The organism is Methyloversatilis thermotolerans, from assembly GCF_000372885.1.
GTDB lineage: Bacteria > Pseudomonadota > Gammaproteobacteria > Burkholderiales > Rhodocyclaceae > Methyloversatilis > Methyloversatilis thermotolerans.
Map to the genome: position 1 here is coordinate 2982290 of NZ_KB889967.1, position 12265 is coordinate 2994554.

The window sequence follows — 12265 nt, forward strand, 5'->3', positions numbered from 1 at the left end:
CCATGAAATCAAGACATCTCGTCGCGCTGCTGCTCGCTGCAGCGGCGCTGGTCGCGTGGTGGGCCTGGCCACGCGGCGTCGCGGTCGATGTGGAGAACGCACAGCGCGCGCCGCTGACCCAGAGCGTGGTCGCCACCGGGCGCATCGCCACACCGTCCCGGATAGAAGTGGGCACCCAGGTGACGGCCATCATCGATGCGGTCGCCGTGCGCGAGGGCGCACGCGTGAAGGCCGGCGATGTGCTGGTCCAGTTGCGCGCAACCGAAGCCGACGCATCGATAGCGCAGGCGCGCTCGCAGATCGCCGAGGCGCAGGCGCGCTTCGTGCAGCTCGATGCGGTGGGCCTGCCGGTGGCCGAACAGGCACTGCGCCAGGCGGAGGCCAATCTGCGCGTGGCGGAAGCGGAATACCGGCGCGCCGAGGCGCTGGTAGCGCAGCAGTTCTATTCGCCTTCCAAGCTGGACGAGGCGGCGCGCCAGCTCGAAACCGCGCGCGCGCAACTGCGCACCATGCAGGCGCAGCGCGATGCCAACACGCCGCGCGGTGCCGAGCGCCAGAACGCGCAGGCACGGATGGCGCAGGCGCAGGCAGCGCTCGAACTGGCGCAGGCGAAGCGCGACTTGCTCACACTGCGCGCGCCGGTGGACGCCCTGGTGATCGCGCGCGACGCCGAACCGGGCGACGTCGCGCAGGCCGGACGCGCCCTGCTCACGCTGGCGGAAGCGGGCGAAACGCGCATCCATGCCACGCTGGACGAGAAGAACCTGCGTTACCTGCAGATCGGCGCGCGGGCCCTGGCGGTGGCCGACGCCTTCCCGGGCCAGCCCTTCGAATCCGAGGTGTACTACCTGTCACCGGCGGTCGACGCGCAACGCGGCACGGTGGAGGTGAGATTGCGCGTGATCGATCCGCCGGGCTTCCTGCGGCCGGACATGACGGTGTCGGTCGAGGTGGTGATCGGTCGCAACGAACAGGCAATGTCGCTGCCGCTGGAAGCGGTGCGCGACATCGACAGCAAGACGCCCTGGGTGCTGGTCGCGCGCGACGGGCGGGCGGCGAAGCAGCCGGTCAAGGTCGGCCTGCGCGGCGTCGGCCGGGTCGAAGTGAGCGAGGGGCTGGACGAAGGCGATGCGGTCATCATGCCGGCAGGTGGCGCGCTCGAAGGCGACCGCATCCGCATCAGGAAGAAGCGCTGACTCGCCCCAGCCCCTGGCCCCTTAGAATTCAAGCATGTCCCGCCCCCGCCTGCCTTTCGAGTTCCTGGTCGCGCTGCGCTTCCTGCGCGAAGGACGCATGCAGACCGCGCTCATCCTGCTCGGCGTGACCGGCGGCGTGGCGGTCATCGTGTTCCTGTCCCAGCTCATCTCCCAGTTGCAGGCCAGCATCATCGACCGCGTGCTGGGCAGCCAGGCGCATGTGGTGATGCGTCCGCTGGAAGAGGCCAACCTGCGGGCGATGCCCGAGGCCGGCAGCATCGCGCTGGTCGAGCCGCGCGCCCAGCGCCTGCGCTCGATAGACCAGTGGGAAGCCATGGTGAAGCTGGCCGAGGTACAGCCGCGCGTGGTCGCCGTGTCGCCGGTGGTGAGCGGACCGGCGTTCGCATTGCGCGGACGCGCCAGCAAATCGGTGGCGCTGCTTGGTGTGGATCCGGATCGCTACCGGCGCATCGTCAAGATGGATACCTATATGACGCGCGGCACCTTCCAGGTCGAAGGCAGCAACGCCATCATAGGCGTGGAACTGGCCAAGGATCTCGGGGTCACCGTGGGCGACAAGATGTACCTGCGCGCCGCCGGCGGACGCGACGAACTGCTGCAGATCACCGGTCTGTTCGACATCGGCAACAAGGACCTGAACCGGCGCTGGGTGTTCACCACCATGAAGCTCGCCCAGTCGCTGCTCGACCTGCCGGGCGGCGTGTCGAACATCGACATCACGGTGGCCGACATTTTCGATGCGCAGGATGTGAGCGACCGGCTGCAGGCCGGCAGCGGCCTCACGGTGGAAAGCTGGATGACCACCAATTCGCAGCTTCTCGCGGCGCTGCGCAACCAGACGGTGTCGAACAACCTGATCCGCAGCTTCGTCATCGTCATCGTCGCACTGGGCATTTCCAGCGTGCTGGTGGTGAGCGTGGTACAGAAGCAGAAGGAAATCGGCATCCTGCGCGCCATGGGCACCAGTTCGAACCGCGTCATGGGCATCTTCCTGCTGCAGGGCGGTCTGGTCGGATTCGTCGGTGCGCTGGTCGGCGTGGCGCTGGCATGGGGGCTGCTCGTGTTCTTTTCCACCGTCTATCGCAGCGGCGACGGCGCGCCGCTGTTCCAGCCGCAGCTCGATGCCGGCATCGCGCTGTCCGCAGCCGGCATCGCCCTGGTGGTGGGCGTGCTGGCGGCGCTGATCCCCGCGCGCCGCGCCGCCAAGATGGACCCGGTACAGGCGATACGGTCGTGAGCGGACACGGCGCAATCGTATCGCTGCGCGGGCTGCGCAAGTCCTATGGGGTGGGCACGCCGGTCGAGGTCGAAGTGCTGCATGGCATCGATTTCGATCTGGCCGAAGGCGAGTTCTGCGCGCTGATCGGCCCCAGCGGTTCGGGCAAAAGCACGCTGCTGAACCTGATCGGTCTGCTGGAACGCCCCACCTCCGGCGAACTGTCCATCGCCGGCGAAGCCACCCGCGGACTGGGCGAACAGGCGCTCACCCGCCTGCGTGGCCGTCACATCGGCTTCGTGTTCCAGTTCCATCACCTGCTGCCCGCCTTTACCGCGCTGGAGAACGTCATGATGCCTTCCATCATCGAACGCGGCGTCGCCACGGCAGAAGCCGAAGCGACGGCGCGCGAGCTGCTGGCGCGTGTGGGTCTGAAGGGCCACGAGAACAAGAAGGCCAACCAGATTTCCGGCGGTCAGCAACAGCGTGTTGCGATTGCCCGTGCCTTGTCGCTGGCGCCGCGCCTGATACTCGCGGACGAGCCCACCGGCAATCTCGATACGCAAACTGCGGATGATATTTTTGCGCTGTTGCGCGAATTCAACCGCGAACGCGGCAGCGCCTGCCTGATCGTGACGCATGACCCCCGCCTTGCGGCACGATGCGATCGCCAGATCGAACTGGTCGACGGTCGCGTCGCCCGCGACGGCCGCTGATCAGGCTCGCGCCACCGCCACCTGCACTTCATCTCCGGGCCCGACCATGACGACATCATCCACCTTTGTCGCCGACTTGACCGCACTGCTCGAAGAGCTGGCGCTCGACCCGCAGGATACGGGCGGCGAACACCTGGCGCGACTGGTGGCGCTGCTGCGACCCGGTCGCGGCGCAGGCGCCGAGGTCGCCGAATCGCGCCTGAGGGCACTGCTGCGCCTGTTCGAATCGCGCCCTGAACTCGCCCGGGTGCTCACCACGCACCTGAATGCGGTACTCACCGCCCGCATGCACCGCGCGCTGTACGCGGAATCGGGGGTTCTTGCGAACCAGGGCTTTTTCAGCGGGCTGGGCAGCCGCATCCTGGGACGCCTGCTGCCGCCCGCCATCGACGCCGATTTCCTGCGCGATCTTTTCAGCGAAGTATTCGACGATGCACGCGATGGCGAATGGATGGCGGCCATCCCGCGCGAGGACTGGCTGGATCTGTTCGCCGTGCTGTCGCTCGACGGCGAAGCCTTCGCGCCGGCACGGCAGCGCTGCCGGCACGAAGTGTTCGAGGCCATGCGCATGGCCTCGCACCGTCTGGCCGCGCTGGGAATGGAACCCGCGCTGCTGCGGTACCAGCCGGCCCTGGCCCGCCACGAATCGCCCTTCCTCGCGCAGAGCGACGAGGTACGCGGCTTCATCGACCGGCACGCGCATTCCGACGAGCAAACCGAACATGACGGCCACCTCGAAGTGCTGCTCGAACAGTGCATGAACTATGTGGACACGATACGCCGGCGTTCGCGCGAAGCTGGCGTGGGCGTAAACCTGGTGTTCATCCTGGCGCGCATCGAACAGATCGTGCAGCGGCTCAAGCTGCTGCGCTCGCTGGCGCTTCCGGCCGCCGGACAGGATCCGCTCGACATGCGTCGTCAGGCGATCGATTTCTTCGTCGACCTGGTGCGCCAGGAAAACCGCCGGCACAGCGTGCGCGATCTGTTCAATGGCACCACGCAACTGCTCGCGCGACGCGTGACCGAACAGGCGAGCAAGTCGGGGGAACATTACGTCACCGGCACGCGCAGCGAATTCCTGGGCATGTTCCGCGCAGCGGCCGGGGCCGGCCTGATCATCGGCGCAATGGCCATGATCAAGATACTGACCGCCAAGCTCGCCCTGCCGCCGGTGTGGGAGGCGCTGGCCTACAGCCTGAACTACGGCCTGGGTTTCGTGCTGATACACATCCTGCACCTCACCATCGCCACCAAGCAGCCCGCGATGACCGCAGCGACGCTTGCAGCCGCGCTCGATGGCAAGCAGAACCGCGAGGCGCGGCTGAACGTGCTGACCGATCTGGCGGCCCAGGTGAGCCGCACGCAGTGGATATCCATCGCCGGCAACGTATCGATAGGCTTCCTGACGGCGCTGGCGATCGCCATGGTGGGCGGTCAGTTCCTGGGCTGGCAGCCGGTCGATCCGGCCAAGGGGGCGCATCTGCTGCATGACCTGCATCCATGGCAGAGCCTTGCCCTGCTGCACGCAGCGATCGCCGGCATCTACCTGTTCCTGAGCGGACTCATCTCCGGCTACTACGACAACCAGTCGCTGTACCATCGCGTGCCGGAACGGCTACGCCGCGTGAAGTGGCTGCGCACGCTACTGGGCGAACAGCGCCTGCATCGACTGTCGGACTATGTCGAACACAATCTGGGCGCGCTGATGGGGAATTTCCTGTTCGGCTGCATGCTGGGCTGCACACCCATCATCGGCGGCCTGCTGGGCCTGCCGCTGGACATCCGCCACGTCGCATTCGCGTCGGCCAACCTGGCCTACGGCCTGCAGGCACTGGCTTTCGACGTCGACTGGCATGACGTGGTGATCAGCGCATCGGGCGTGATACTGATAGGCTTGACCAATCTCATCGTCAGCTTCAGTCTTGCCATGAAGACGGCGCTGCGTTCGCGCGGCGTCGAACCGGAAGATACGCGCGGCCTGTCGGTCAAGCTGCTGCGTCGCTTCCTGACCCGTCCGCGCGACTTCTTCTGGCCGCCCAGGTCCGACGCCGCCGGGCCGGAAACCGAACGCGACTGAACTCAGCCGGCCGGTGTGTCGCCCGCCGGCTTGCGCGGACGGCTGCGCCGCGGCGTACGCGTCTTGACGGGTTTGCCAGCGTCATCAGACGGGACAGCAGCCGGCATTGCTTCGGCAGGCGCGCTTGCCTCGCCACGCAGCAGCGGCATTTCGCCGCCGGCGTCCGCCAAACGCGACTTGCGGGCAGGCCGGCTGCGGCGCGGGGACGCAGGCGCCGCCTCCGGTTCCGTGGCCGGCGTTGCGCCCGGATCGGGCAACGGATCCGGTAACAGCTCCAGTTGCTTGTCGGCAACACGTTCGATCAACTGCACCTGCGCCTGTCCGTTGTCCCCCTTGTGCAGGCGGAACAGCTCGGGATGCGCTTCCAGCAATCCGGACAGGCTGGCGTAACCGTAGTCCTTGTGGCTGAAGCCGGGTTCGAACTGACGCACGATCTGACCCATACGACCAATGCCGGCCCAGCCGGTGTCCTCGTCGGCCGCCGAGCGTATGCCTTGCGCCAGCAGCTCCAGTATCTGTGCGTCCGGCTGACGGCTGCGCGGCTTGCGCGCCGGCTGTTCGCTGCCGCGCACCGGCGCACCGGCCTTTTTCTTCGGCACGCCGGAAGACGGCACCGCGCGCATGTCGTCGGTGAACACGAATTCCTCGCATGCGCGCTGGAAAGCCAGAGGCGTCGTGCGCCGGCCTACGCCCATCACGAACAGACCGCTTTCCTGGATGCGGCGGGCGAGCGACGTGAAGTCGGAATCGCTGGACACGATGCAGAAGCCATCGACCAGCCCGGAATGCAGCAGATCCATCGCGTCGATGATCATGGCGCTGTCGGTGGCATTCTTGCCGCCGACGATGCGGAACTGCTGGATCGGGCGTATCGAATGATCCAGCAGGTGAGCCTTCCAGCTCGTCATGTTGGGCGACGTCCAGTCGCCATAGATGCGGCGCACCGTCACCCGCCCGCGCGAGGCCGCGGCGAGCAGCACCGGCTGGATGAGCGAAGGCTGTGCGTTGTCGGCGTCGATGACCAGCGCCAGGCGGCGACTTTGCGATGAGGTGTCGTTCATGCGGAAAACCGGGACAGTCCAAAGTAGCGATGCTACGCGATCGGATCGATGAGTGCCCTGTCGCGGCACGTCGCCCCGCTCGCGCACGTCCCTCGCTCGCCAGCGGAGCCGGGGTTTGCATGACCGCGGGCGCCGCTCGCCATCATGCCTGTGCAGTCCTCGGCGCTCAGCCTTCGACCGTCAGATACACCAGGGTCTGGTTCAGCAACTGGTAGGCGACCTCGCCGAAGGTCATCGGTCCGAGCATCGACGGTACCCGCTTGCCTTCCAGTTCGCAGTACAGGTAGTTCAGCACGCAATTGCAACTGAAGCCGAGCGGCCCGGTCTGCTGCGGCAGCGCGGCGTGGAAGGCGCTCACGTAATCGGGCACCGGCGCGGCGAAGCGGTATTCCACGTCGTCGAATACCGGTGCATAGAAATCCACCACACCCTTGGCGGGGTCGACCGACTTGATGCAGATATTGATCATCGCGCCGCTGTAGTCGGCAACCAGCGGCAGTCGCGTGTCGATGCCGCGCGACTGCACGTATTGCGCGAAATTGCCGGGCTGTCCGTTGATCAGGCATTCGGTCGCCGAAAAGCCCTTGGCCGGGAAACGTATGCGGTCGCCATCGCCCTGGGTGAACAGATTGATGATGTCGATGCGTGCGTACTTGTCCTCGGGTAACGGCACATGCATCACCAGCGCGCGCTCGCCATCGAATTCCAGCGTCTCGCCGTTCACCACCAGCGGGCTGATGCGGCCGATATCCGACAGGTGAATGCCGGACACCCAGCCCACCAGCGGCTTCAGGAACATGTCCTCGTAGCCCGGCGCGTTGCGCGCGAACAGCGAGTGCACCGCAGAGAAGGCGGGCATCACGATGATGGAAAAGCCGTTCTCCGGCGCATCGACGCACACCCGCTCCAGGCTGATCGGGTCGTAGAAACGGATCAGCGGCATGTTGCCCGGCACCTGCGATACATAGAGCTGGTCACGCGTGGTGACGCCGCCGTCCTGGCCCATGAAATAGGGAATGGTGCCGCCTATCCAGTGGCCGCGCGGCAACTGGCGCAGCAGGGCTTCATCGCCGGCGACGCTGAAATAGCCGCCGGAACGGATCAGCGCGGTGGCTTCGGAAAGGCCCATCATGCGTCCGCCCGTCGCGGACGTGGTCGGTATGGTCATGGATGTGTCCGGAAATCAGTGGGTACGCAGTTGCGACAGCTCATGACCGAGCATGCGAGCGTTCTTGACGAAGTAGCGGTGCAGCTCGCGCAGCTTGAGCATGCGCACTTCGTCGTCGGTGATCAGTTCCATCTGGCTGCGCAGGCGCGTCATCAGCAGCTTGAGGCTGAGCGCGCGGATATCGATGTCGCGCTGCCCCTCGATCAGTTGCAGCCAGATCGGGTCGGCAAGATCGGGGACGTCGTCGGCCCCGACCGCATCGCCGACAGGTGCCGCCGAAGCGGTCAGGTCGGGCACCACCGCGCTCGCCATGCGGTTCGCGTCGCCGATCGCGGTCTTGCCCTGGTCCAGCGCGTACTTGAATTTCCAGAGTTCCTGCAGCGGAATGCCGGTGATGGCGCAGATGCCGTTGAGCGACACACCTTCATTGAACAGCGCGAACACCTGCTTCGACAGCGCCTGCGAGAAGGGCATGTCGGCGCTGCCTGCCCAGGGCAGCGCGCTGAGATCGGCGTCGGGGGGTGCGAGCACGCGCAGATGGGTGCGCCAGCCGGCCAGATCGATGTGACGCCAGACGCGCTCTGCGCCTTCCGGCTCTGCCGATTTGCGGCCCAGACCGAACCAGCCGCGCTGGACCTCGAGACCTATCCACACATCGATGCGCCGAGACCCCGGATCGAAACGGAAATCGCGTACCGTCCACGGTTCATTCAACTGCAGCAAGCGTCCCAGCAGGACCTTGTCCAACGCCATGGTGTCTCCTTCTCCGACCCGTTTCCCGCCCCCGGGCACCTTCATGGCCGGGGATCTTCTGAATTTTTGGGCTGACCGCGCGGTCCATGCGGGGCACCACGGGGCGAGCCGCATGTTAGCAAAGCATTGCGACGTGCAACATGCCGGAGGAATGCCTTGCTGCGCCCAGCAGCAATGCAGCGTGACATTTTTCATGTCTTCGCCAGCGCATCGATCGCGGGCGACGGAAAAATGTGCGTGGCGGTCACCGGGCCGGCAGCACGGCCGAGACGCGCACACTGCGGTGCAACGCAAACGATAGGATCGGGGAAAAGCACAGGCATCGAACGATGCCGGTTGCACCGGCAGGTGCAGAAGGATGTGGTGCGCGGAGAGAGACTCGAACTCTCACGCCTTGCGGCACTGCCCCCTCAAGACAGCGCGTCTACCAATTTCGCCACCCGCGCACTTGGGTAGGGGCGGGAATATACAACAAAAAGGATTGTTCTGCGTGACTGATTCAAGACGACTTCGCGAGGTGATGTGGGGCCTCATACGACCGCATCGCGCACGGCTGTTGCTGGCGGCGACCGGTCTGGTGCTCGCGGCCAGCGCCGCGCTGGCGCTCGGCCAGGGGCTGCGCAGCGTGATCGACCAGGGCTTCGCGGCCGGCGACGCGCAGTGGCTGGACCGCGCGCTGCTGGGCACACTGGCGCTGGTGGTGTTGCTGGCCGGCGCGACCTGGCTGCGTTTCTACAATGTGTCCTGGCTGGGCGAGCGCGTCGCGGCCGACCTCAGGCGGCGGGTGTTCGACCACCTGCTGTCCTTGCCACCGTCCTTCTTCGAGGCCGGTCGTACCGGTGAGGTGATTTCCCGGCTCACCAACGACACGGCACAGATCGAGAACGTGGTGGGATCGACTCTCTCCATCGCGCTGCGCAATGTGCTGCTGCTGAGCGGCGGTCTGATCATGCTGGCGCTCACCAGCGGACGGCTGACACTGATGGTGCTGGCCGGCGTGCCGCTGGTGGTCGCACCCATCGTGCTGTTCGGCCGCCGCGTACGCGGCCTGTCGCGCGAACGCCAGGAGCGCATCGCCGACCTCGGCACGCATATCGACGAAACGGTGCACGCGATACGCATGGTGCAGGCCAGCGTGCACGAGGACGCCGACCGGCGCGATTTCGCGGCACTGGTCGAGCGCAGCTTCGCCACCGGCATCCGGCGCTACCGTCACAGCGCGGCGATGATCGTGATGGTGATGCTGCTGGTGTTCGGTTCGGTCGCGCTCATCCTGTGGGTGGGCGGGCATGATGTGCTGGCCGGGCGGCTGAGCGCCGGCGAGCTGTCCGCCTTCGTTTTCTACGCTGCCATCGTCGCCAGCTCGGTCGGTGCGCTGTCCGAGGTGTGGGGCGAACTGCAGCGCGCCGCCGGCGCCATCGAGCGGCTGATCGAACTGCTCGACACATCGCCAGCGATCGCGGCGCCGGCTTCGCCCCGCGGCTTGCCGCAACCGCCGCGCGGCGACCTTGCGTTCGAATCCGTGCGCTTCTGCTATCCGAGCCGGCCGGACACCCCTGCGCTCGACGATTTCTCGCTGCAGGTGCGCGCTGGCGAAACGGTGGCCCTGGTCGGCCCGTCCGGCGCCGGCAAGTCGACGCTGTTCCAGTTGCTGCTGCGCTTCTACGATCCTCAGTCCGGCCGCATCACGCTCGACGGTGTGGCGCTCGACCAGGCCGACCCGCAGGCGGTGCGACAGCACATCGCGCTGGTGCCGCAGGAGCCGGTCATCTTCGCCGCCAGCGTCGCGGACAATGTACGCTATGCACGGCCGCAGGCGAGCGACGACGAGGTGCGCGCCGCCTGCGTCGCGGCCTTTGCCGACGGCTTCATCGCACAGTTGCCGGGCGGCTATGACAGCCCGCTCGGCGAGCGCGGCGTGCGGCTGTCCGGCGGTCAGCGCCAGCGCATCGCGATTGCGCGCGCCATCCTGGCCGACCGGCCCATCCTGCTGCTGGACGAGGCGACCTCGGCGCTCGATGCGGAAAGCGAGCGCATGGTGCAGGCGGCGCTGGAACCGCTGATGGCCAGCCGCACCACGCTGGTGGTGGCGCATCGGCTGGCCACCGTGCAGCGTGCCGACCGCATCGTGGTGCTGGACCACGGACGCGTGGTCGAGATGGGCAGCCATGTCGAACTGATGGACAGCGGCGGCCTCTATGCCCAGCTCGCGCGGCTGCAGTTCATCGCGCACGGCTGACCGTCGCGGCGATGTCGGGGTCGTCTGTCAGAATGCCCGGGCGCGGGCGGTCGCCCCCGCCCCTCTCCGTTTGCCGGATCCGATGCAAGCCCATGCGTGAATACCCCGCGCGCACCGCGCCCCACCGACTGCTGTGCGGCTTGGCTGCCGCGCTGCTGCTGCCCTGCGCAGCGGCCACGGCAGGACCGGACCTGCCCCGCGACATGAGCATCGCCATCGGTGTGGCGCAGCGACGGCGGCTGGCTGCTGTCGCTGAGCAGTGCCACGCTGCACGACGGCGGGGCTGTCGAAGCCATCCTCGGGCTGGGCTGGCAGCGCCAGCTCGACGCGCGGTGGCAGTTCCAGGCAGGTGTGGCCCGCTACCTCTACAAGGATGCTCCGGACGGGTTGTATCCCTACACCGAAGCCTGCCTATCTGGCGGCAGACTGGGATGGGCGGCTCGGTCTGCTGGTGGCGACCTCGCCCGACACGCGCTTCACGCGCCGCGACGGCAGCGCGCCCGACGGTTGCATCGCGTGCAGAGGAATTTCACGCACCGCGACGCTTGAGCGCGTACATCGCGGCATCGGCGACCGACAGCAGGGCGCGGCCGTCCTCGCCGTCGGCGGGCCACAGCGCGACGCCGATGCTGGCGCCCACTTGCAGGGTATGTCCGTCGATGTCCACCGGCAGTGCCAGCGCCGTCCGGATCTTGTCGGCCACCGCGTCGGCATCGTCGCGTCGGCGCAACTCGGGGATGAGCACGACGAACTCGTCTCCGCCGAGGCGGGCCACCGTGTCGGCATCGCGCACGCTGGCGCGCAGTCTCTGCGCCACCACCTGCAAAAGCGTGTCGCCGGCCGCGTGCCCCAGTGTGTCGTTGACCGACTTGAAGCGATCGACATCCAGGTAGAGCACGGCCAGTCTCACCCGGGCGCGGCGCGCGGCCGCAATGGCGGTTTCCATGCGGTCGATCAGCAAGGCGCGATTGGGCAGACCGGTCAACGCATCGAACTGCGCCATCTGGCGCAGTCGCTGCTGCAGCCGCAGCCGCTGCAGCGCGGTCGCCACCTGCAGCGCCACGAAATGCAGCAGTTCGGCATCGGCCTCGGAAAAGCCCGGACCATCCGCCGGGCGCATGACGGCCAGAACCCCCTCGCATCCGGGTGCCGATCCGACCGGCGCACCACACCACTGTGCGGCCAGCCCGTCCCGGAATATCCGGGCTTCGCAGCCATCGGCCAGGCGCGCCAGGAAATCGCGGCCCGCCGCCGGCACGTGCGCCAGCGGGTGGCCGGCCTGATCCACGGCGTATTCCACGCGCAGATCGCCCGCAGGGTCGGTGCGCAAGGCGAGCACGCATTGCGCTGCGGGTACCAGACCGATCAGATGCGACTGCATGCAGGCCATCAGTTCGGGCAGCGCGCGCGCCTCATGCGCTGCCTCCGACATGGCGTACAGCGCCGCCTGCATCGCTTCCGCCCGCTTGCGCGCGGTAATGTCGCGCGCCACCGCCACGCGGACCTGCCGATCATCCGACCAGCGTGCCGACCACATCAGATGCACCACGTGGCCGTCGCGATGCAGATAGCGGTTCTCGAACAGGGGCTTGGGCTGACCGGACATGATTTCCAGCGCGGTTTCGAGCGTACGGGCGCGATCGTCCGGATGCACGAATTCGATCATGTTCCGGCCCAGCACCTCTTCGCCGTCGTAACCCAGAATGCGGCTGAAGGCAGGACTGACGTACAGGAACCGCCCATGGGGATCGACCACGCAGACCGCATCGAGCATGAGATCCAGGATGGTGTCCAGAGGAATGCCGCGATGCGCCATCG

The 12265-nt window shown here is 67.1% G+C and carries 10 protein-coding genes and 1 tRNA gene; 6 read left to right on the plus strand and 5 right to left on the minus strand.

The window, feature by feature from the left end:
• Positions 1 to 2: 2 nt before the first annotated feature.
• Genes A3Q7_RS0113470 through A3Q7_RS0113485 form a run of 4 tightly spaced genes read left to right on the plus strand, consistent with a single transcriptional unit; the run spans position 3 to position 5226 of the window.
• Complete coding sequence (locus tag A3Q7_RS0113470; RefSeq protein WP_018412420.1) at positions 3 to 1196, plus strand: efflux RND transporter periplasmic adaptor subunit; 1194 nt, start codon at positions 3 to 5, stop codon at positions 1194 to 1196.
• A gap of 34 nt (positions 1197 to 1230) precedes the next feature.
• Positions 1231 to 2454, plus strand: a complete 1224-nt coding sequence (locus tag A3Q7_RS0113475) for an ABC transporter permease (RefSeq protein ID WP_018412421.1) — start codon at positions 1231 to 1233, stop codon at positions 2452 to 2454.
• Positions 2451 to 3149, plus strand: coding sequence for an ABC transporter ATP-binding protein (locus tag A3Q7_RS0113480; RefSeq protein ID WP_018412422.1), 699 nt, complete (start codon positions 2451 to 2453; stop codon positions 3147 to 3149). The genes A3Q7_RS0113475 and A3Q7_RS0113480 overlap by 4 nt, the downstream gene beginning before the upstream one ends.
• A gap of 46 nt (positions 3150 to 3195) precedes the next feature.
• Entirely contained in the window at positions 3196 to 5226 is a 2031-nt protein-coding gene (locus A3Q7_RS0113485; RefSeq protein ID WP_018412423.1) for a site-specific recombinase, read from the plus strand.
• A 2-nt stretch (positions 5227 to 5228) separates the two neighbouring features.
• Here the strand turns inward: A3Q7_RS0113485 and A3Q7_RS0113490 are convergent, their stop codons facing one another.
• From A3Q7_RS0113490 to A3Q7_RS0113505, 4 genes are all read right to left on the minus strand, one after another.
• Entirely contained in the window at positions 5229 to 6287 is a 1059-nt protein-coding gene (locus tag A3Q7_RS0113490) for an NYN domain-containing protein (protein WP_018412424.1), read from the minus strand.
• Positions 6288 to 6453: 166 nt separating this feature from the next.
• Entirely contained in the window at positions 6454 to 7455 is a 1002-nt protein-coding gene (locus A3Q7_RS0113495) for a DUF6976 family protein (protein ID WP_018412425.1), read from the minus strand.
• 15 nt (positions 7456 to 7470) lie between these two features.
• Positions 7471 to 8208 carry a hypothetical protein gene (locus tag A3Q7_RS0113500; RefSeq protein WP_026224819.1) on the minus strand — a complete coding sequence of 246 codons (738 nt, stop codon included), beginning with the start codon at positions 8206 to 8208 and terminating at the stop codon, positions 7471 to 7473.
• A 361-nt stretch (positions 8209 to 8569) separates the two neighbouring features.
• A tRNA-Leu gene (locus tag A3Q7_RS0113505) sits at positions 8570 to 8654 on the minus strand.
• A gap of 74 nt (positions 8655 to 8728) precedes the next feature.
• Here A3Q7_RS0113505 and A3Q7_RS0113510 point away from each other — a divergent pair.
• Together A3Q7_RS0113510 and A3Q7_RS0113520 are read left to right on the plus strand one after the other, a co-directional pair.
• A complete protein-coding gene (locus A3Q7_RS0113510; RefSeq protein ID WP_018412427.1) occupies positions 8729 to 10447 on the plus strand; it encodes an ABC transporter transmembrane domain-containing protein in 1719 nt (572 codons plus the stop codon).
• 219 nt (positions 10448 to 10666) lie between these two features.
• The gene (locus A3Q7_RS0113520) at positions 10667 to 10996 is read left to right on the plus strand and encodes a hypothetical protein (RefSeq protein WP_018412429.1); all 330 of its coding nucleotides are present in this window, start codon (positions 10667 to 10669) and stop codon (positions 10994 to 10996) included.
• On the opposite strand, the gene A3Q7_RS0113525 is transcribed toward A3Q7_RS0113520, so the two are convergent.
• Positions 10977 to 12263, minus strand: coding sequence for a diguanylate cyclase domain-containing protein (locus A3Q7_RS0113525; RefSeq protein ID WP_018412430.1), 1287 nt, complete (start codon positions 12261 to 12263; stop codon positions 10977 to 10979). The two genes, A3Q7_RS0113520 and A3Q7_RS0113525, sit on opposite strands and share 20 nt — an antisense overlap.
• Between the last annotated feature and the right edge of the window lie 2 nt (positions 12264 to 12265).

Bases quoted from the DNA above. Each gene is read 5' to 3' on its own strand.
- A3Q7_RS0113470 (WP_018412420.1), top strand. From the start codon at position 3: ATGAAATCAAGACATCTCGTCGCGCTGCTGCTCGCTGCAGCGGCGCTG.
- A3Q7_RS0113475 (WP_018412421.1), top strand. From the start codon at position 1,231: ATGTCCCGCCCCCGCCTGCCTTTCGAGTTCCTGGTCGCGCTGCGCTTC.
- A3Q7_RS0113485 (WP_018412423.1), top strand. From the start codon at position 3,196: ATGACGACATCATCCACCTTTGTCGCCGACTTGACCGCACTGCTCGAA.
- A3Q7_RS0113490 (WP_018412424.1), bottom strand. From the start codon at position 6,287: ATGAACGACACCTCATCGCAAAGTCGCCGCCTGGCGCTGGTCATCGAC.
- A3Q7_RS0113495 (WP_018412425.1), bottom strand. From the start codon at position 7,455: ATGACCATACCGACCACGTCCGCGACGGGCGGACGCATGATGGGCCTT.
- A3Q7_RS0113500 (WP_026224819.1), bottom strand. From the start codon at position 8,208: ATGGCGTTGGACAAGGTCCTGCTGGGACGCTTGCTGCAGTTGAATGAA.
- A3Q7_RS0113510 (WP_018412427.1), top strand. From the start codon at position 8,729: ATGTGGGGCCTCATACGACCGCATCGCGCACGGCTGTTGCTGGCGGCG.
- A3Q7_RS0113525 (WP_018412430.1), bottom strand. From the start codon at position 12,263: ATGGCGCATCGCGGCATTCCTCTGGACACCATCCTGGATCTCATGCTC.